At 68.5% G+C, this 17,753-nt stretch carries 18 protein-coding genes; 5 read left to right on the top strand and 13 right to left on the bottom strand.

The features are described from left to right. Nucleotides 1-150 precede the first annotated feature (150 nt). Together AC07O8_RS16675 and AC07O8_RS16670 are read right to left on the bottom strand one after the other, a co-directional pair. Nucleotides 151-1,080 carry an MBL fold metallo-hydrolase gene (locus tag AC07O8_RS16675; RefSeq protein ID WP_495049093.1) on the bottom strand — a complete coding sequence of 310 codons (930 nt, stop codon included), beginning with the start codon at nt 1,078-1,080 and terminating at the stop codon, nt 151-153. Nucleotides 1,081-1,110: 30 nt separating this feature from the next. Next, the gene (locus AC07O8_RS16670) at nt 1,111-2,805 is read right to left on the bottom strand and encodes a long-chain-fatty-acid--CoA ligase (RefSeq protein ID WP_495049092.1); all 1,695 of its coding nucleotides are present in this window, start codon (nt 2,803-2,805) and stop codon (nt 1,111-1,113) included. Between the two features lie 182 nt (nt 2,806-2,987). Here AC07O8_RS16670 and AC07O8_RS16665 point away from each other — a divergent pair, with 182 nt between their 5' ends. Next, nucleotides 2,988-3,974 (top strand): esterase/lipase family protein, encoded by a 987-nt coding sequence (locus AC07O8_RS16665; RefSeq protein WP_495049091.1) that lies wholly within the window; start codon nt 2,988-2,990, stop codon nt 3,972-3,974. Between the two features lie 12 nt (nt 3,975-3,986). Here the strand turns inward: AC07O8_RS16665 and hppD are convergent, their stop codons facing one another. Then, on the bottom strand, nt 3,987-5,111 hold the full coding sequence (gene hppD, locus AC07O8_RS16660; protein WP_495049090.1) for a 4-hydroxyphenylpyruvate dioxygenase: 1,125 nt from the start codon (nt 5,109-5,111) through the stop codon (nt 3,987-3,989). A gap of 137 nt (nt 5,112-5,248) precedes the next feature. On the opposite strand from hppD, the gene AC07O8_RS16655 reads away from it, so the two are divergent. Beyond that, the gene (locus AC07O8_RS16655) at nt 5,249-5,731 is read left to right on the top strand and encodes an Lrp/AsnC family transcriptional regulator (RefSeq protein WP_088407753.1); all 483 of its coding nucleotides are present in this window, start codon (nt 5,249-5,251) and stop codon (nt 5,729-5,731) included. A 9-nt stretch (nt 5,732-5,740) separates the two neighbouring features. Here the strand turns inward: AC07O8_RS16655 and AC07O8_RS16650 are convergent, their stop codons facing one another. The 6 genes from AC07O8_RS16650 to fusA form a co-directional block, all read right to left on the bottom strand. Further along, the gene (locus AC07O8_RS16650) at nt 5,741-6,352 is read right to left on the bottom strand and encodes a methyltransferase domain-containing protein (RefSeq protein WP_495049089.1); all 612 of its coding nucleotides are present in this window, start codon (nt 6,350-6,352) and stop codon (nt 5,741-5,743) included. 58 nt (nt 6,353-6,410) lie between these two features. Next, nucleotides 6,411-7,223 (bottom strand): HDOD domain-containing protein, encoded by an 813-nt coding sequence (locus tag AC07O8_RS16645; protein ID WP_495049088.1) that lies wholly within the window; start codon nt 7,221-7,223, stop codon nt 6,411-6,413. A 207-nt stretch (nt 7,224-7,430) separates the two neighbouring features. Then, nucleotides 7,431-7,682: a hypothetical protein gene (locus tag AC07O8_RS16640; protein ID WP_495049087.1), complete on the bottom strand. Its 252-nt coding sequence runs from the start codon at nt 7,680-7,682 to the stop codon at nt 7,431-7,433. Between the two features lie 66 nt (nt 7,683-7,748). After that, entirely contained in the window at nt 7,749-7,934 is a 186-nt protein-coding gene (locus tag AC07O8_RS16635; RefSeq protein WP_495049086.1) for a hypothetical protein, read from the bottom strand. A 269-nt stretch (nt 7,935-8,203) separates the two neighbouring features. Next, entirely contained in the window at nt 8,204-8,803 is a 600-nt protein-coding gene (locus AC07O8_RS16630; RefSeq protein ID WP_495049085.1) for a hypothetical protein, read from the bottom strand. A gap of 111 nt (nt 8,804-8,914) precedes the next feature. After that, a complete protein-coding gene (gene fusA / locus AC07O8_RS16625; protein ID WP_495049084.1) occupies nt 8,915-11,047 on the bottom strand; it encodes an elongation factor G in 2,133 nt (710 codons plus the stop codon). Between the two features lie 276 nt (nt 11,048-11,323). On the opposite strand from fusA, the gene AC07O8_RS16620 reads away from it, so the two are divergent. Next, the gene (locus AC07O8_RS16620) at nt 11,324-12,496 is read left to right on the top strand and encodes a PQQ-dependent sugar dehydrogenase (RefSeq protein ID WP_495049083.1); all 1,173 of its coding nucleotides are present in this window, start codon (nt 11,324-11,326) and stop codon (nt 12,494-12,496) included. A gap of 19 nt (nt 12,497-12,515) precedes the next feature. On the opposite strand, the gene AC07O8_RS16615 is transcribed toward AC07O8_RS16620, so the two are convergent. Further along, a complete protein-coding gene (locus AC07O8_RS16615; RefSeq protein WP_495049082.1) occupies nt 12,516-13,025 on the bottom strand; it encodes a GNAT family N-acetyltransferase in 510 nt (169 codons plus the stop codon). Next, on the bottom strand, nt 13,016-13,603 hold the full coding sequence (locus AC07O8_RS16610; protein WP_495049081.1) for a GNAT family N-acetyltransferase: 588 nt from the start codon (nt 13,601-13,603) through the stop codon (nt 13,016-13,018). The genes AC07O8_RS16615 and AC07O8_RS16610 overlap by 10 nt, the downstream gene beginning before the upstream one ends. Nucleotides 13,604-13,652: 49 nt before the next feature. On the opposite strand from AC07O8_RS16610, the gene AC07O8_RS16605 reads away from it, so the two are divergent. Then, a complete protein-coding gene (locus AC07O8_RS16605; RefSeq protein WP_495049080.1) occupies nt 13,653-14,477 on the top strand; it encodes a TetR/AcrR family transcriptional regulator in 825 nt (274 codons plus the stop codon). A gap of 79 nt (nt 14,478-14,556) precedes the next feature. On the opposite strand, the gene AC07O8_RS16600 is transcribed toward AC07O8_RS16605, so the two are convergent. Both AC07O8_RS16600 and AC07O8_RS16595 read right to left on the bottom strand, forming a co-directional pair. Further along, a complete protein-coding gene (locus AC07O8_RS16600; protein WP_495049079.1) occupies nt 14,557-15,189 on the bottom strand; it encodes a GNAT family N-acetyltransferase in 633 nt (210 codons plus the stop codon). A 154-nt stretch (nt 15,190-15,343) separates the two neighbouring features. Next, nucleotides 15,344-16,525, bottom strand: coding sequence for a GGDEF domain-containing protein (locus AC07O8_RS16595; protein ID WP_495049078.1), 1,182 nt, complete (start codon nt 16,523-16,525; stop codon nt 15,344-15,346). A 74-nt stretch (nt 16,526-16,599) separates the two neighbouring features. Here AC07O8_RS16595 and AC07O8_RS16590 point away from each other — a divergent pair, with 74 nt between their 5' ends. Then, entirely contained in the window at nt 16,600-17,721 is a 1,122-nt protein-coding gene (locus AC07O8_RS16590; protein ID WP_495049077.1) for a lactonase family protein, read from the top strand. Nucleotides 17,722-17,753: the final 32 nt, after the last annotated feature.

The following is a 17,753-nucleotide window of genomic DNA, read 5'->3' as shown; positions in this document are numbered from 1 at the left end:
GAACAGGACCGTGAAACGACTCAGCGCCGATGATAGTGCGGATTCCCGTGTGAAAGTAGGTCATCGTCAGGCTAATACACCGCCAAACCCCTCGATCAGCAATGATCGAGGGGTTTTGTCTTTTGCGGCTCCGGATTCAATGAGCGGGCTTCAACAGGCGAATATCGTCGTCGACGTCTGGCGCAGGGCACCCGCTCGTACCAATGCTTGTACCAATTGGACCATCCATTCAAGAAGTGGCTTCTCATCGGCAAGGCGCGCCCACGTGCTGATAAGAATGGGGGTCTCACTGAGCCACGTCATCAAATCATCGATCGAACTCTCTTGCGTTTCGAGCATGTGGAAGACCGTTAGCGCCTTGGCCGCATGAACGGCGTGTCGTGCGGGTTCACGCTGGAAGTACTCCAGTCTTTCTCGTGCAGCGATCAATGCCCCACGCAGATCTCGAAATGGCGAGCCATGGCCAGGAATGATGAGTTGCGGGTCGAGACTTTCGATGATGTCGAGCGTTGCCCCGACGTCCGCGAATGCGTCGTCGCCGTCAAGTTCCGGAAAGACGATGCCGAAGCCACGCTCCCAGAGCGCGTCAGCTGAGATGAGCGTTCGACCTGCGGGTTCGAAGAGGATCACGGAATGAGGGTCGTGTCCGGGTGCCGCATGAATTTGCCATTCAAGCTCTCCCTGCCGTAGCGTATCCCCCGGAATCAGTTTGCCCGTGGGATTGAAACGCTCGCACCGTTGCCCGGTCGCGCGATAAGACAGTGCCGGCTCGTCCCAGCGCTCGACCGCGGAGAATTCGCCGGGCGGTATCAGAATGGCGCAGCGATATTCCTGTGAAACAGCGGCGTTTCCACCGCAGTGGTCGGAATGCAGATGGGTGTTGGCAATGAGTCGGATCGCCTCTTTCGGTCTGAGTGCGCCAGCGAGTAATGCCAGTGTCTGCTCGCGATGGGTGGAATAGCCCGTGTCGACCAGTACAGCACCCTCAGCCGCCGTGGAGCCATGCAGAAGGATATTGTTGGATGAAAGCCATCCTCGCTCGAGTACCGTGATGTTATCCGGGAGGGGAGGATGGCTCATCGTCGCAAGAATCGTTTCAGCACTGCCCCGTCATTGGCGCAGCTCGCGCCTCAGGATCTTGCCAACATTCGTCTTCGGCAACTCATCCCTGAACTCGATGTATTTAGGACGCTTGTAGCCGGTTAATTGCTTATGGCAATAGGCGGAAAGATCCTCCTCGGCCAGCGCCGGATCCTTCTTGATCACGAAGAGTTTTACCGCTTCACCTGAATGCTGATCCGGCACCCCGATCGCCGCGCATTCAAGCACCCCGGGATGCAAATTCACAACCTGCTCGATCTCGGTCGGATAAACGTTGAAGCCGCTGACCAGGATCATGTCCTTCTTGCGATCGACAATGCGCGTGAAGCCCTCGGCGTCCATGACGCCGATGTCGCCAGTCTTGAAGAAGCCGTCCGGGCCGATGGCTTGTGCAGTGTCTTCCGGACGATTCCAGTAGCCAGCCATCACCTGCGGCCCGCGGATGCAGATTTCACCGCGCTGTCCGAGCGGTACGTCATTGCCGTCGTCGTCGCGGATGGCGATCTCCGTGTTCGGCACCGGAAGGCCGATCGACCCGTTGAACTGCGACAGATCCAGCCGATTGACCGTGGCGACCGGCGAGGTTTCCGAGAGCCCATAACCCTCGACCACGGGGCAGCCCGTGATGCGCGCCCACTTCTCTGCCGTGGCTTGCTGAACGGCCATGCCCCCTCCGTTCGAAATCACCAACTCGCTGAAGTCGAGCTTGGCGAATGCGGGGTCATTCGCCAACGCATTGAACAGCGTGTTGACTGCCGGGAACATGTTCACCCGGTAGTTGCGCAGCGTGGCGATCAGGCCCGGAATGTCGCGCGGGTTGGGGATCAGCAGATTCATGATCCCCATGCGAGCGCCCAGCATGTAGCAGGCCGTCAGCGCGAAAATGTGATACAGCGGCAGCGCACAGACAATGGTCAGGGGCTTGTCGCCAAGCTTGTTGAGCATCGGCGCGAACCATGCCTCGCTCTGCAGGATGTTGGCGACGACATTGCGATGCAGCAGCGTGGCGCCTTTGGATAGCCCAGTGGTGCCACCGGTGTACTGCAGGAAGGCTGGATCCTCCGCGCCGATCTGCACCGGCTTGAGTGACATGCCGGCCCCATCCGCCAGTGCCTTGTTGAAGCGCGTGACCGTGCGGCCGCCCGTGAGCGGCAGCCGGAACTCTGGCACCATCTTCTTCACATGTCGGATGACGAAGTTGATCAGCGGCCGCCGCCACCAGCCCAGCATGTCGCCCAACCCGGTGAGTACCACGTGTTTGACCTGCGTCCGGTCGATGACCTCCGACAAGGTCTTGGCGAAGTTCTCCAGCACGATGATCGCTTCGGCGCCGGAATCTTTCAGCTGATGCTCGAGCTCGCGAGGCGTGTACAGCGGATTGACGTTCACGACCACATACCCGGCGCGCAGGATGGCGGCGATCGTCACCATGTACTGCAGGACGTTCGGCATCATGATGGCGACGCGTGCGCCGCGCGCCAAGCCGCGCTGCTGCAGCCAGGCGCCAAGCGCGGTCGAGAGTTCGTCCACCTGCGCGAAGCTCAGGCGTTGGTCCATGCAAGCGGCTGCATCGCGCCGCGCGTGCTTGCGGAATGCCTCTTCCAGCAAGGCGACCAGCGAGGGATAGACGTCGACGGGGATCTCAGCGGGGACGCCCGGCGGATAGTTCTTCAGCCAGGGCTTGTCGGTGTGCGTTGCAGTCATGTCTCCTCGTCGCGTTCTTGATGTGTGGGAGGGGCGAGCCCCGGAGGAACTGCCGATGCTGGCTGCTGGCACGGTCTCGTCGTAGCGGGGATGCCCTAGGCCGACTCGTCACGTGAGGGACAAGGCGGGCGTCCCGAGGCGCGGCACGCGGGCAGTCGGTAGTTTCCGAAGCGGGGGCGATCTTGAGCCGGCCCCTACACTCGACGCTTTGCCTTGGAGCCCGGATGAACGGCAGGCTGCAGCGCCTCACTTCCCTGTTTCGCTGGATCGTCGGCCCACTGCTGGCCTTGTGGGCGGGCGGCCACTGGAGTGTCGGGGTCGGCCTCGCCGTGCTGGCGGTGTTCGTGCTCGGCCCGCCGCTGACGATGCTGCCGCACTTCCTCGTCTTGCGCGTCGTCCCGCCGGCACCGGGACTGCCCACCGCCCCGCTCGGCGACCTGCTGGAGGCCTGGTGGCGAGAGGTCGTCGTGGTGACGAAGGTGTTCAGCTGGCAGCAGCCCTGGGCGGAGCACCGGGAGCCCGATTTCCTGCCCGACGACACGCAGGCGAAAGGTCGGCGCGGCATCGTGTTCCTGCATGGCTACAGCTGCAACCGTGGGTTGTGGAACGGCTGGATGAAGGCCTTGCGCGCGCGAGGCATCCCCTTCATCGCCGTCACGCAGGAGCCGGCATTCGGCTCGATCGACCGCTACGCGCCACAGATCGACGCCGCGATGCGCGCGCTGCAGGAGCGCACCGGTCAGGCCCCGCTGATCGTCGCCCACAGCATGGGGGGCTTGAGCGCCCGCGCCTGGTGGCGCAGCCAGGGTCACGCCTTCGATCGGATCCATCGCATCCTGACGCTGGGCACGCCGCATCACGGCACCCTGCTGGCAAAGCTTGGCACCACCGAAAACGCCCGTCAGATGCGCGGCGATTCGGAATGGCTGAACCAGATGGCGCGTGATGAGCCGGCGCCGTTCGCCAGCCATTTCGATTGCCTCTATGGGCACTGCGACCAGATCGTGTTCCCGGCGGAAACGGCGATCCTGCCGGGAGCCCGCGTCCTGCACCTCCCGGCGCGGGGACATCTGCAGCTGGTGTTCGAGCCCCAGGCCTTCGAACGGGCGATGCTGCTGCTGGATGAGCCCGCCCAGGGCTCCCCCGAAAAGAGGAGCCGGGCGGGTTGAGTCAGGCGGTGATCAGGCGTCGGCCTTCAACACGCCGCGGCGGATCTGGTCGAGCTCGATGCTCTCGAACAGCGCCTTGAAGTTGCCTTCGCCGAAGCCCTCATTGCCCTTGCGCTGGATGATCTCGAAGAAGATCGGGCCGATCACTTCCTTGGTGAAGATCTGCAGCAGCAGCTCGTGCGGTGCGCCCTGGTGCGCGGCGCCGTCGATCAGGATGCGCAGTCGGCGCAGCTCGTCGAGGTTCTCGTTGTGCTCGGGCAGGCGTTTCGCGATCAGGTCGTAGTAGGTCTCGATCGTGTCCTGGAAGACCACGCCGGTCCCGCGCATGCCTTCGATGCTGGCGTAGATGTCGTCGGTGCCCAGCGCCACGTGCTGGATGCCTTCGCCGTGGTACAGGTCCAGGTACTCGGCGATCTGGCTCTTGTCGTCGCTGCTCTCGTTGATCGGGATACGGATCTTGCCGCAGGGGCTGGTCATCGCCTTGGATTTCAAGCCGGTCAGCTTGCCTTCGATGTCGAAGTAGCGGACCTCGCGGAAGTTGAACAGCCGCTCATAGAACTCCGCCCATTCCTTCATGCGGCCACGGAAGACGTTGTGGGTCAGATGGTCGATGTAGGTCAGGCCATGGCCCTTGGGCGTCGATTGCACCGGCTTGCCTTCGGCGTCGAGCAGCGGCACGAAGTCCACGTCGTAGATGCTGATGTTGCCGATCTCGCCGGCGGCCGCGCCGTTCTTGCCTTGCCAGCGGTCGACGAAGTAGATCAGCGAGTCGCCGATGCCCTTGATCGCCGGGATGTTCAGCTCCATGGGGCCGGCCTTGTTGTCGAAGCCCCAGGCGCCCAGCTCCAGCGCGCGGCGATAGGCGAAGGCAGCGTCCTTGACGCGGAACGCGATCGCGCAGATCGACGGGCCGTGCAGGCGCGCGAAGCGTTGCGCGAAGGCATCCTGCTCGGCGTTGATGATGAAGTTGACGTCGCCCTGGCGATACAGCGTCACGTTCTTGTGGCGATGGCGCGCGACGGCGACGAAGCCCATCGAGGTGAACAGCGCGCCGAGCGCGGCGGGATCGGGCGCGGCGAATTCGATGAATTCGAAACCGTCGGTGCCCATCGGGTTGTCCCAGGGGGTGAATGCCATGTTGGTCTCCGATACCCGGTCAAGGGGATCTGGTCAGGAATGCGATGGCGTCACTGTAGAAGGTGGGAGGCGCAGGAATTCTGCGATCCACGTCGCCCCCAACGGGCGGCGCGCAGGAATCCTGCAAGAATCCCGACATGGACAAGCAGATCGAGCTTGATGCGATCGACCGACGCATCCTCCACGCCCTTCAGGCCGATGGCCGCATGACCTACGACGCGTTGGCGGCACAGGTCAACCTGTCGTCGTCCGCGGTGCTGCGGCGCGTCCGGCGGCTGGAGGAAGGCGGCGTGATCACCGCCTATGTGGCCTTGGTCAATCCTGAGCGCGTGGGACTCGGGCTCACGGCCTACATCAATGTCCGGCTCGAGAAGCACACCGAGAGCCACAAGCGCACGCCGATGGACCTGTTCCGCGCGGCGGTCCAGACCTGGCCCGAAGTGGTGGAATGCGCCGCCCTGACGGGGGAGATGGACTACCTGCTGCGCGTGCTCGTCGAAGACATGAGCCACTACGCCCGCTTCATCAGCGACACGCTGCTGCGCCACCCCAGCGTGCAGGACTGCAAGACGAGTTTCGTCCTGGACCGTTTGAAGAACACCACGGCGCTGCCGGTCTGACAGAGGCCTTCAGCGGCGTTCCAGCACCACCGCCAATTCGAACCATCCCCGTTCGTGGGGACGTTGCGGGTAGGGCGGCGCAGGCCACTTCCAAAGGGCGAGCGGGAACAGCGCGCGCACCGCGTTGATGTCGCAGTGGTACGGCGGGCCGATCACCTGGCCGTGCTCGGACTCTTCGCGCCGGGCCTGCATGAACAGCGCCAGCAGCCGCCCGCCGGGCTTGAGCCAGCGCTGCAACTGCTCGGCGTAGGTGGTCCATTGATCGGGGTGCAGCGCGCAGAGACAGGTCTGCTCATAGACCAGGTCGAGCGGCTGGTCCGGACGCCAGGCCAGCACGTCCGCCTGCTCGACCCGTCCGGGCAGATGCGCGTCCCTGAGCTGGGCGCGGGCGCTCTCGACGGCCGCCGGCGTGTAGTCGAGCCCGGTCACGTCAAGTCCCGCCTGGGCCAGGACAGCCAACTCGTGGCCTCGACCGCAGCCCGGCACCCCGATGCGCTGGCCCTTGCCGAGCAGGCCTTCGCTCAACCAGACCGCCAGCTGCGGATGCGGCGCGCCGCGGTCCCAGCCGGTCTGACCGGTCTCGAACCGCTGTTGCCAGAACGCTTGATCGGGGCCGGCCATGCTGTCTCCTCGCGGTGTCCGCGTCGTGTGAAGCGGACAGCGTAACGCCGCGCGCGCGTCAGACGACGCCGTCGACCTCGTGGACCAGCTTCAGCGTGTGGGCCGGAGAAAGGCTCATCAGCTCGCCGATCTCGATGAGGTCGTCCGGCACGGCCGGATTCTCCCAGCTCTGCGCGGTGTGTCGCGCCAGGCGGACCGCCAGCATCACGCTGCGGACCTGCGGGTCGTGGACCTTCTTGTCGTCGACGATGTGGGCGAGCAGTTCCGGCAGGTGCCAGGTGCGCATCAGCGCCTGTTCCAGGTCGCCGAGCTCCACGTTGAGCACCGCGCGCTGCGCCGCGACGCTGCGCAGCGCCGGATCGGCCTCCTGACGGCGCTGGATCTCGAGTGCCAGATCGGGCGCCTCGCACCACAGCAGCATTTCGGAGAAGTCGTGCAACAGCGCGGCACTGTGGATGACGGCCGCGTCCGGATCCGCGCGGTGCGCGGCGAAGCCCAGCGCGAAGCGGGCGGCGCGCTCGGCGCGATGCAGCACCCGCTGCACGCCGGCCAGCGCGTCCGGCCGGTCCGCCAGCCGCTGCTCGACCGTCGGCTGTACGCCGAAGGCCTTGAAGAAGGGGGTGATGCCCATCAGCACCAGCGCGGCCGTGACCGTCTCGGTGTCGGTCAGCAGCCGGCTGGAGCGCTGCGAGGCGGCATGCGCCAGCAGCTTGAGCGTCATCAGCGGATCCTTGCTCAGGAACTCGCCGAGCAGGTGCGCGTCGACCGCGTCCTCATTCGCGCGCCAGAGCTCCAGCTGCTCGGCCGTGCTGGCCAGCACCGGAATCTCCATGTCGCGGAAGCGGGCCGTCCAGGCCGCCAGATCCGGCAAGGGCCGGGTCAGCGGCTGAAACGACGTCTGCAGACTGCCCGGCCCGTTCCCGGATGGGGCAGACGCAGCGGGCGGAGCGCTCTGGGTCATGAAGGGGGGTCGACGCGTGGGCGGCGATGCACGGTGAACGTTGTTCATCGTATATCGGCTCGGCGCCCGCGAGCTTGATCCCCAGCGCGGCCACGGCGACCGCGAGCCAGACCGGCATCACAGCCGTTGCACACCCGCGAGGGTGCCCTGCAGTTGGCCGTCGACGTAGATCCGGCCGGCGCCGTCGGCGTCGGCATGGAACTCCAGCCCGGCGGCCGGTGCTTCCCGACCTGCCGCCGGCGCGACATGCCACGCCCAGCTGATCAGGCGCCCGCCGGCGCTGAGCAGCAGGATCGCCAGCCAGCCGCGGAGGCTCTGCTGGCGGACCAGGCCATGCATGCGGCCCGGCATCAAGGTGATCTCTTGCATTTCTTGTCTCCCTGGGCGGCCTGCGCCGGACCGGGAGGACATCCCGTTCCGTCGGAGGCGGCCCGTTCAAGGACTGGGGTCGTCGTGCCGCTGAAGCGCCCGCTTCAGGGCCTGCTGTTCCTGCTGGCGGCGACCGCCGGCGGAGGGGCCGTGACGGCCCGCGGAACGACCGTGGCTGAGGGCCACGAAGGGATTGCGCGGCTTGCGCGGTGTGATGGCGAGACGCGGACGGGGAGTGGTGAACTGGGCCATGGCAGCCTCCTTCAGATAGACGGACGGACGGACGGAAAAGGGGTCGAACGGCATGAGCGCCTCGGTCCCGGGACGGCGCCTGACTGCGCGGCCGTTGCGGCGGGGGCTCAAAAGTTGCGCAGATGATAAACATCTGATTATCAAGCGCAAGTGATTTTGCCCGGGCGTTGTCCCAGGGCGACGGGACGCGCGCAGGCCGCCGCCGGCCGGATCGGCGTGGCGTGGTCAGGGGGCGGGAGCGGGGGAGCGGGAAGTGCGGCGGAAGCGCGTCAGCGCTTCTTGCTCTTCAGCGGCGCGATGCTCCGCTGCAGCTTGTGCCAGTCGTCGACGTCGGAGGCTGCAGGCGCTGCAGTCTTGGGGGCTAGCACCGGGGGCGCGTTCGGCGCGGGCGGCGTGAGCACCTCGCCCAGGAGGTCCAGCAGGCGCGTGCGCGCCCGTTGCGGATGCCGACGGTAGTAGGTGAGCACCAGGCCGACGATGAAACGCTCATCGTCGTCCTGCGGCATGCTGGAGGAGCTGTCCGCGGAGGCCGGCCGGCTTGCGCTTGATAAAGCCGTGTTGCCCTGCGAGGTACCGCCGACCGCCGGTGCGGCGCTGCCGAGCGGACCGTGCTCCTGGTCCATCCAGCCGTTGGGCTTGTGGGTCAGCTGTTCGAACTGCCGGGCCAGGCGTTCCCCGATCTGCCGCGAACGGCTCTTGATCTGGCTCCAGTAGCTGGGCTGGATCTGCAAGCGCTCGGCGAAGCGGCGCTCAAGGCCGCGCAAGGCGGCGGCATCGGGATGTTTGATCGTCGCGGCAACAAACTCGTCGAACAAGCGCATCGCGTTGTCCAGGCGGATCTGCGCGACGTCTCGGTGGGCGGAACACATCCCCCGATGATAAAGCTTCGTTCACAAACGGCCGGCCCCGCCCCCGGGGCTCGCACCGTGCCCATCGGCGTGGTAGCGCTACGGCGGGGGGACTCGAACCACCGCGGGTGGCTATTCCTCCTCCTTCAGGTGGTAGCCGGCCGCCAGTTGCGCCTGCGTATTGGGGGGCACCGCCTCGTAGTGGGACAGCACCATCGTGTAGCGCCCCTGGCCGCTGGTCATCGCGTTGAGGCGGTTCTGGTAGGCGCTCAACTCCGCCAGCGGCACCAGCCCGTCGACGCCGATCTGCCCCGGCACGCTGCCCCGCGTCCCGAGCACCTGGCCGCGCCGCGCCGCCAGGTCGCCGGTGATGTCGCCGGTGGCGCTTTCCGGCGCGCTGATCTCGACCTGCACGATCGGCTCCAGCACCACCGGCCGGGCCTCGCGCACCGCCGCGATCAGCGCCCGCTTGCCCGCCGTGATGAAGGCGACTTCCTTGGAGTCCACCGAATGGTGCTTCCCGTCGAAGACCGTCACCCGCAGGTCGACGACCGGGTACCCGGCCACGACGCCCTGCGCCAGCGCCTGCCGCACGCCCTTCTCGACGGCCGGCATGAACTGGCCGGGGATGGTGCCGCCCTTGACCTCGTCGCGGAACTCGAAGCCCGCGCCGCGCGCCAGCGGCTCGATGCGCAGCCACACCTCGCCGAACTGCCCCGCGCCGCCGGTCTGCTTCTTGTGGCGGTAATGGCCCTCGGCTGTCGCCGAGATCGTCTCGCGGTAGGCGATCCGCGGCGGCTGGGTCTGGACGTCGAACTTGTAGGACTCCTTGAGCCGATCGAGCAGCACCCGCAGGTGCAGTTCGCCGAGCCCGTAGACCAGCGTCTCGCCGCCCTGCGGGCCGAGGCCTTCCTCCTGGCTGCCGCCGCGTTCCAGGCGCAGGCAGGGGTCTTCCTCGACCAGGCGCGTCAGCACCTCCCACAGGCGCTGCTCGTCGCCGTGCCGGCTGGGCCGGATCGCCACGCCGTGCACCGGCGTCGGCAGCGCGATCGGCGCCAGGTGCAGGTGCTCGTCCTCCTGCGCGTCGTGCAGCACCGCGTCGTAGTGCAGCTCGTCGATCTTGGCCAGCGCGCACAGGTCGCCGGGCAGCGCCTGCTCGATCTCCACGTGTTCCTTGCCCTGCAGCATGAACAGGTGGGCGACCCGCACCGCCTTGCGCGCATGGCCGACGAAGAGCTGGGCGTTCTTCTTGAGCGTGCCCTGATGGATGCGCAGCATCGCGAGCTTGCCGAGGTAGGGATCGGACTGGATCTTGAAGACGTGCGCGACCACGTGCTGCGCCGGATCCATCGCGACGATCAGCGGCTCCGCCTCGTCGCCTTCGCGCCGCATGAACTGCGGCGGGTTGGCCTCGTAGGGGTTGGGCAGCAGCTTCTCGATCACGTCGAGCAGCTCCGCGACGCCCGCCCCGGTGCGCGCGGACACGAAGCACACGGGGATCAGGTGCCCCTCGCGGAAGGCCTGCTCCAACGGGGCGTGCAGCTCGGTGGCGGGCACGTCGCCGTCGTTGAGGTAGCGGTCGACGAAGTCCGGATCGACCTCGACCACCTGCTCCACCAGCGCCCGGTGGGCTGCCTCGACCGAGCCGAAATCGCTCTCGCCGCTGCAGCCGAAGAAGCAGTCCTGCACGCGCGCGCCGCCCGCGGCGGGCAGGTTCAGCGGCAGGCATTCGCGGCCGAAGGCGTCCTGCAGCTGGGCGAGCAGGGCCTGGGCATCGACGCCCGGCGCATCGATCCGGTTGACCACGATCAGGCGCGTCAGGCCGCGTCCCGCCGCCGCGTCCATCATCCGGCGCACCATCAGCTCGAGGCCGTTCTGCGCGTTGACGACGACGGCGACCGATTCGACCGCTTCCAGCGCCGGCAGCGCCTGCCCGATGAAATCGGGCGCGCCGGGCGTGTCGAGCAGGTGGATGCGCAGGCCCTCGTGCGCGATGTGCATCTGCGAGACCTGCAGCGAGTGCAGCATCCGTTTCTCGAGCGGATCGTGGTCGCTGACCGTGCTGCCTTTCTCGATGCTGCCGGCGGTCTTGATGGCGCCGGCCTTCAGCAGCAGGGCCTCCGCCAGCGAGGTCTTGCCGGCGCCGGCCGGACCGGCCAGCGCCAGGGTGCGGATCGCCGCGATGCCGGGATGCCGGGGCAGCGCGGCGCCGCCTGGACTGCCGGCGGGAGCGCCTTCCGGGTCGGGGGAGGGACTGGGGGACATGGCTCGCTCCTCTCAGGAGAGTTGGACGTGGGTCTGGAGCCGGATTGCGGTCAGGGTAGAGGAAGCGCAGGGCCTGCACAAGCAGGGCCATCCGGCCCGGGGGCGGGCGCGCACGGCGATTGCCGGCGTGGGGCATGGCATCGGCGGGGCCGATTTCAAACGCTTGCAACGCCGTCGCGGCGTCGGCCTAGACTCGTCGCCTTCACGGCGTCGTGACGCCGGCGCGGGCGGCCGGACTCCTGGCCAAGCCTCGCGATCAGCACAAGGAGAACGGGCATGAGCGTGGCGGAATGGATGTCGGCATTGGCGGTCGCGTTGGCGGCCACGGCGTGCGGCGGCGGCGGCAGCGGCGGCGGCGACGACACCGCCGCGCCGACCCAACCCGGCGGCGGTGCTGGGGCGCCCACCATGCAGACGCTCAACAGCACGCTCGATCGTCCCTGGGGCCTCGTGCAGCTGCCCGACGGCCGGATGCTGGTGACGCAGAAGGGCGGCACGATCGTGCGGCTCTCCGCGGCCGGCAAGACCGAGGCGACGATCACCGGCCTGCCCAAGGTGCTGGACAGCGGGCAGGGCGGGCTGCTCGGCATTGCGATCGATCCGGACTTCGCGACGGCGGGCAGCAACTGGGTCTACTTCTCCTACTCGGAAGCGGGCACCGGCGCCGAGTCCGGCAAGGCCGGTACCTCCGTCGCACGCGGCCGTCTCGAGGGCGACGCGCTCACCGGCGTGCAGGTGATCTTCCGCCAGTCGCCCAAGGTCGACGGCACGGGCCACTATGGCTCGCGGCTGGTCTTCGCGCGCGACAAGACGCTCTACATCACGACCGGCGAGCGCATGAAGGGCAGCCCGTCGCAGGACCTGCAGCAGACGCTGGGCAAGGTGATCCGCGTGAACCGGGACGGCAGCATCCCGGCGGACAACCCGAGCTTCGCCGCGGGCGCCAGGCCGGGCATCTGGAGCTACGGCCACCGCAACATCCAGGGCGCCGCGCTGCATCCGCAGACCGGCGAGCTGTGGATCACCGAGCACGGCCCGCAAGGCGGCGACGAGGTCAACATCGCGCGCGCCGGCCAGAACTACGGCTGGCCGATCAAGAGCTACGGCTGCGAGTACGGCTCGCCGGTCGGCGACGCCTGCCGCATCGGCGGAGGCACGCACGCGCCGACCTACGTCGAACCGCTGACCACCTGGACGCCGATCTCGGTCGCGCCGGCGGGGCTGGCCTTCTACACGGGCAGCATGTTCCCGGAGTGGCGCGGGCAGTTGATCTCGGGCTCGCTGGCCGGGACGGCGCTGTGGCGCCTCACGCTGAACGGCGACACGGTGACGGGCAAGGAGAAGATGTTCGGGGATCTGGGCGAGCGCTTCCGCGACGTGATCCAGGCGCGCGACGGCGCGCTGCTGACGGTGACCGATGGTGGCAAGCTGATGCGCGTGTCCCGCTGAGGCGCGGACCGCCTGTCGCTTACGCCAGCTGCTTCCAGTACAGCGCCGTGCCGTGCAGCTCCCCGCGCGGGTTCGTGGTGAAGAACGGGATCTCGCCGGCGCGCTGGAAGCCTTGCGACTGGTAGAAGGTTTCCGCGGCCGACCGGACTTCGGTATCGAGGGTCAGCAGGCTGAGGCCCGCTTCCCGCGCGGTCCGCTCCAGCACGTCCATCAGCTGGACGGCCACGCCGCGGCGCCGCGCGTCGCGATGGACCATCAGCTTCATCACGTCCGCCCGATGACGCTGATTGGGCTTGCCGCAGATCGACAGCTGCACCGTGCCGAGCGCGCGATCGCCGTCTCGCGCCACCCACAGCCGGTGGCGCGGGCCGAGCTGACCGAACACACTTTCCCAGTACTCGCGCATCTGCGCCTCGTCCACGTCCTCGAGGAATCCCAGCGAGCCGCCGCCGTCGACGACGTCGAAGAACAGCTCGCCGAGTGCCGGCATCCAGTCGCGGTCGGTGCCGCGCAGTTCGATCAGGTCCATGAGGGTTCCTTGGGTTGCCGGTGCAACGAAGAGACGGTGGGGTCGGCTGCGACGGCTGCGACGGCTGCGATGCTGGCGACGCGCAGCGGCTTGCCGAGGCACACCGCTTCCTCGCGACCGACATAGCTGCCGTAGTTCGGGATCTCGGTGTAGCCGTGCCGCCGATAGAAGCGCAGCGCGCGGTCGTTGACGCGTCGCGTTTCCAGCCACAGCGCGCGATAGCCCATGGCGAGGGCTTCCTGCTCCAACGCGAACAGCAGTGCGGCGCCGACGCCGCGGGTGCCGTCGCGGGCGAACATCCGCTTGAGCTCGGCCACCGGCGCTGCGCCGGCCTGCGCGAGCGGGCGGACCGCGCCGCAGCCGAGGAGGGCGCCAGCTTCGCCCCGCGCGACCAGGAACAAGGACCGCCCCGCCGGCATCGACGCGGCCTCGAATCCGCTGGCGCCGGAATCGCCGCTGAGCGATGCCAACCGCTGGCTGAGCTGATGCATCAACAGCACCGCGTCAGGATGCGTGACGGAGACGGCTTCCAGCTGCGGCCGGGCGGGGAGCGCATCGGCATGGTCAGTCGCAGGCATTTGTGGCATCGTTCAGTCTTCATTGAAACCGTCGATCAAATACTAACCAATGGTTAGCAAATCCACAAGCGGCAGCCGCGCGCCGATGCCGGATCCGCGTCCGAGCGGTCCGAAGGGCCTGCACAACACCTCCGGCGTCGTGCAGGACGGGCCGGACGGCGCGGCGCAGGGGCGACCGTCGGCGAAGCCCCAGCCGCGGGTGCGGCAGAAGGTGGTCAAGCCGGAGGGCCCCCTCAAGCGCCAGGCGCAGCGCAAGGCGTTGAACGAGGGACAACTCGACGGCGACGCGGCGCTGGACCTCGGCGCCGATGCCGGCGTGCCGCCGACCGCTTCCCAGCAACGGCGCGCGGCGCACAAGCTCGCGCTGGAGGCCGGCATCCTGGCTGCCGCGCGCGAACTCTTCGTCGAACGCGGCGCGGACGCCCTGACGCTGCGCGAAGTCGGCGCGGCCGTGGGCTACTCGCACGCGACGCTCTACAGCTTCTTCCACGACAAGGGCGAGCTGCTCGCGCGCCTGGCCGAGGACAGCCTGCGGACGCTGCTCACCCGCCTGCAGGGCGCGGCGGACGGCGCGGCCTCAGGCGGCGAGGCCGCCGCGGTCGCGCGCGCCTTCGTGAACTGGGGACTGCAGCACCCGCACGACTACCGCCTGCTGATGCTCGACACGCCGGTGACCCTGCGCGAGTCGCTGATCGCGGGCCTGGACGGGCTGATCGCCTCGGCGGCCCTGCCCGCCGCGCGTGCGGCAGCGCTCTGGGCCGGACTGCACGGCCTGGTGATGCTGGAGCAGGGCGGGCTCGCCGCGCTGGGCGGCGTCGCGGCGCGAGCGAAGCGCATCGAGGCGTTGCTCGCGGGGATGCTGGAAGCGCGCTGAAGAACGCATCGCCCAGGAAGGGCGCTGCCCGCGGAAGGGGCGCAGGCCCCGCGGACGCCTGCGCGTCCGGGGCCAGGTCTCAGACCAGATGGGGCAGACGCTTGTAGTACATCGCGGCCGCCTGCAACTGACCCTCGGCGCCGTGGCAGTGATCGGGGATCTGGCCGGCGCGCTGCCAGCCGAGGTGCGCGAACACCGCTTCCGCCTGGGAATCGGCGCAGGTCTCGAGCTGCAGCAGGAAGCGGCCTTGCGTCGCCGCCGCGCATTCCAGTCGCGACATCAGCTGTCCGGCCACGCCGCGGCTGCGTTCCTGGCTGTGCACCATCAGCCGTTGGACTTCCCCACGGTGGTGCGCATTGGCCAGCGGACACAGCGACAGCTGGACGGCGCCCAGCAGACGGCCGGGACCTTCGGCCTCGCAGGCGATCCACAGCATGTGGTGCTGGCCCAGACGCGCGAACACGCCGTGCCAGTAGTCGAGCGCCTGGTAGCGCGACAGCGGGGCCAGGAAACCCAGCGTGGCGCCCAGGTGGACGTTGTCGATGAGCAGGGTCGTCAGGGCGGGGAGCCACTGCAGGTCGCGGGAGGTCAGCTTGACGATCTCCATCGGCGCGCGCTGCAGGTGCTGCGACGCGGCGGCATCGCTGGCCAGCGGATTGAGGGCGCGAGGGGCTCGGGCGTGGACGGCCGTGGGGCTGAGGGCGACATGCATGGGCGGGAACTCCAGGTCTTGGTACGACGGTGTCCCGACCGATCGCGGGGCGGGCGGCGGGACCTGGAAAACCCTGACGCAAACGTCATGCCAGTTGGTGGCCGGCACTTGTCGACTGGGCGATTGCCGCGCGACGGCGGCGAACGCGGCGCGTTCAGGCCGGAACGGCCACGCTGAGCTCGGCCTCGAGCCCCGGTTCGGCGCACAGGCGCCCCTTGCCCTGGCGCTTGGCGGCATACAGCGCCGCCTCGGCGCGGTGCAGCAGGTCTTCGATGTTGCGATCGCCGTTGCGCAGCTTGGCCCAGCCGGCGGAGTAGCCCAGCGGGAAGCCGAGCTCGCGCGGCGCCAGCTCGAGCAGCGCATCGCGTTGCCGCCGGTCGAGCGCGGGCGGCCCCACCAGGTCGGAGCGCGCCATCAGCACGGCGAAGCGCTGGCCGTCGATGCGCGCGACGACGTCGCCCAGGCGCTTCTGCTCGTCCAGGCAGCGGCCGAACAGCGCGATGGCCTGATCGCCCTTGGCCTCGCCATGCGTCGTGTTGATCGCCTTGCAGCCGTCGACGTCCATCACGATCAGCATCAGCGGCTCGCTGTAGCGGCGCGCCATCGAGATCATGTCCACCGAGCGCTGCTGGAAGGCGCGGCGGTTGGCCAGTCCGGTGGCCGCGTCGATCTGGGTGAGGCGGCGCAGTTCGGCCTCGCTCTCGCCGCGCCAGGCCACGAGGATCGCGACCGCGGCCGCCAGCACGCAGACGTTCGCGACGACCGCGAACATCATGTTGAGCGGATGCGGCGCGTCGAAGCTGGGCAGGTGCGCCGTGTCGAAGCCGGCCAGGTAGGCGCGCGCCAGGTTGAGCACGGCCAGCAGGCCGAGGCTGACGGTGAACAGCAGCCGCCAGCGCAGGTTGCCAACCGGGCCGCGCTTGACGGGCTGCATCAGGCTCGCGCCGAGCGCGAGCATCTGCAAGCCGATGCAGCCGTTGGACCAGGCCAGGCGCAGCGCGTAGTTGTCCCAGCCGGCGCCGTAGCCGACCATGACCAGCACCGGCATGCCGTACTGGAAGAGCCGGCCGAGCCGGCCGGGCAGCCAGCGGTCGGCGGCCATCCACAGCAGCGTCACGCTGACGCTGAGCAGCCCCAGCGCCACGATCGCCGTCAGGCGCATGCCGTCGGGCGGCAGCAGCAACAAGGCCCAGCCGGTGGCCTGCGCGGCCGCGCTCAGCTGCGCGCGCCGGGCGGCGATGCTGTCGCACCAGCCGAGCAGCAGCGGCAGCAGCAGCGCCAGCGCCAGGGACTGGATCAGCATCAGGCTGAACAGCGTCGGGACGTCGAAACGCATACGCGCGGCGCCCGCCGGCGAGGCGGGCTGGAGCTGGTCATGACAGGGCATTGTGGCCGTAAAGTCGCGCTCCGATGACCCCTGCCGACCCCACCTTCCCCGTTGCCCGGCCCGAGGGCTTGCCGTTCGCCTACGCGGGCGGTTATGCCCCGCAATGCGCCGGCATCCACGCGCTGGTCCGCGATGCCGACGGGCATGTCCGTGCACGACTTGCGGCGGCGTTGCCGGGCAGTCCGACGTGGCTGCATCTCGCCGAAGGCGGGACCCGCCTGCATGTGCTGCTGGAAGACGGTCATGAACTGGCGACCTTGGCCGTCGACGCGGCGGACGGTGCGCTGACGCTGCTGTCCCGGCATGCGACCGGCGGAACCTTGCCGGTGCATCTGGCACTGGATGAGCGGGCGCGCCACGCGTGGATCGCGCATTACGGCGACGGCACGCTGCGCCGGGCGGCGATCGGCGCGGACGGATCGCTCCGGGCACCCGATCGCGTCGTCGCACCGCGTATCGACACCGCCTCCGCCATCGATACCCCGCCCGCCGCCGCCGCCGGCACCGCTGCGCCAACGCCAACGCCAACGCCCGCGCCAACGCATGCGCACATGGTGCGCCGCCATCCGCGATGGCCGCTGATGCTGGCGAGCGACCTCGGGCGTGACCTGCTGAGGGTGTGGCGACTCGACGGGCATGACACGGCGCCGCTGGAACTCAACGGCCTCGCGCTGCCGAGTGGCTCCGGCCCACGCCATTTCGTCTTCCATCCGCGGGCCGAGGGACAGGCCTATCTGCTCAACGAGCAGGCCAACGCGCTCGACTGGCTGGGCCTGGACGAGGACGGCGGGTTGACGCATCGGCTGCGGCTCAGCAGCCTGCCTCCCGGATTCGAAGGCCTGAGTTACGCCTCGGACCTGCTCATCGCGCCGGACGGTCGCCGGCTGTTCGCGCTGAACCGGCTGCACGACGCGATCGCCGTCTTCGACCTCGACGAGGACGGCCGTCCGGCGTGGCGCGGCGAGACCTGGTCGCAGGGGAGCTACCCGCGCAGCGCGACCTTCAGTCCGGACGGCCGGGCGTTGTGGGTCTGCCTGCAACGCAGTCATCAGATCGGCGTGTTCCACCTCGACGGGGACGAACTGCCGCGTTTCGATGGCCGCTTCATCGCCATGCCGGGCGCGGCCTGCGTCGTGTTCCGTTGAACCGCTGAAAGCTGCTGAACGCAGAACGTCAG

The organism is Roseateles sp. GW821-FHT09G09 (assembly GCF_059415965.1).
This window is presented reverse-complemented; position numbering and strand designations above follow the sequence as displayed.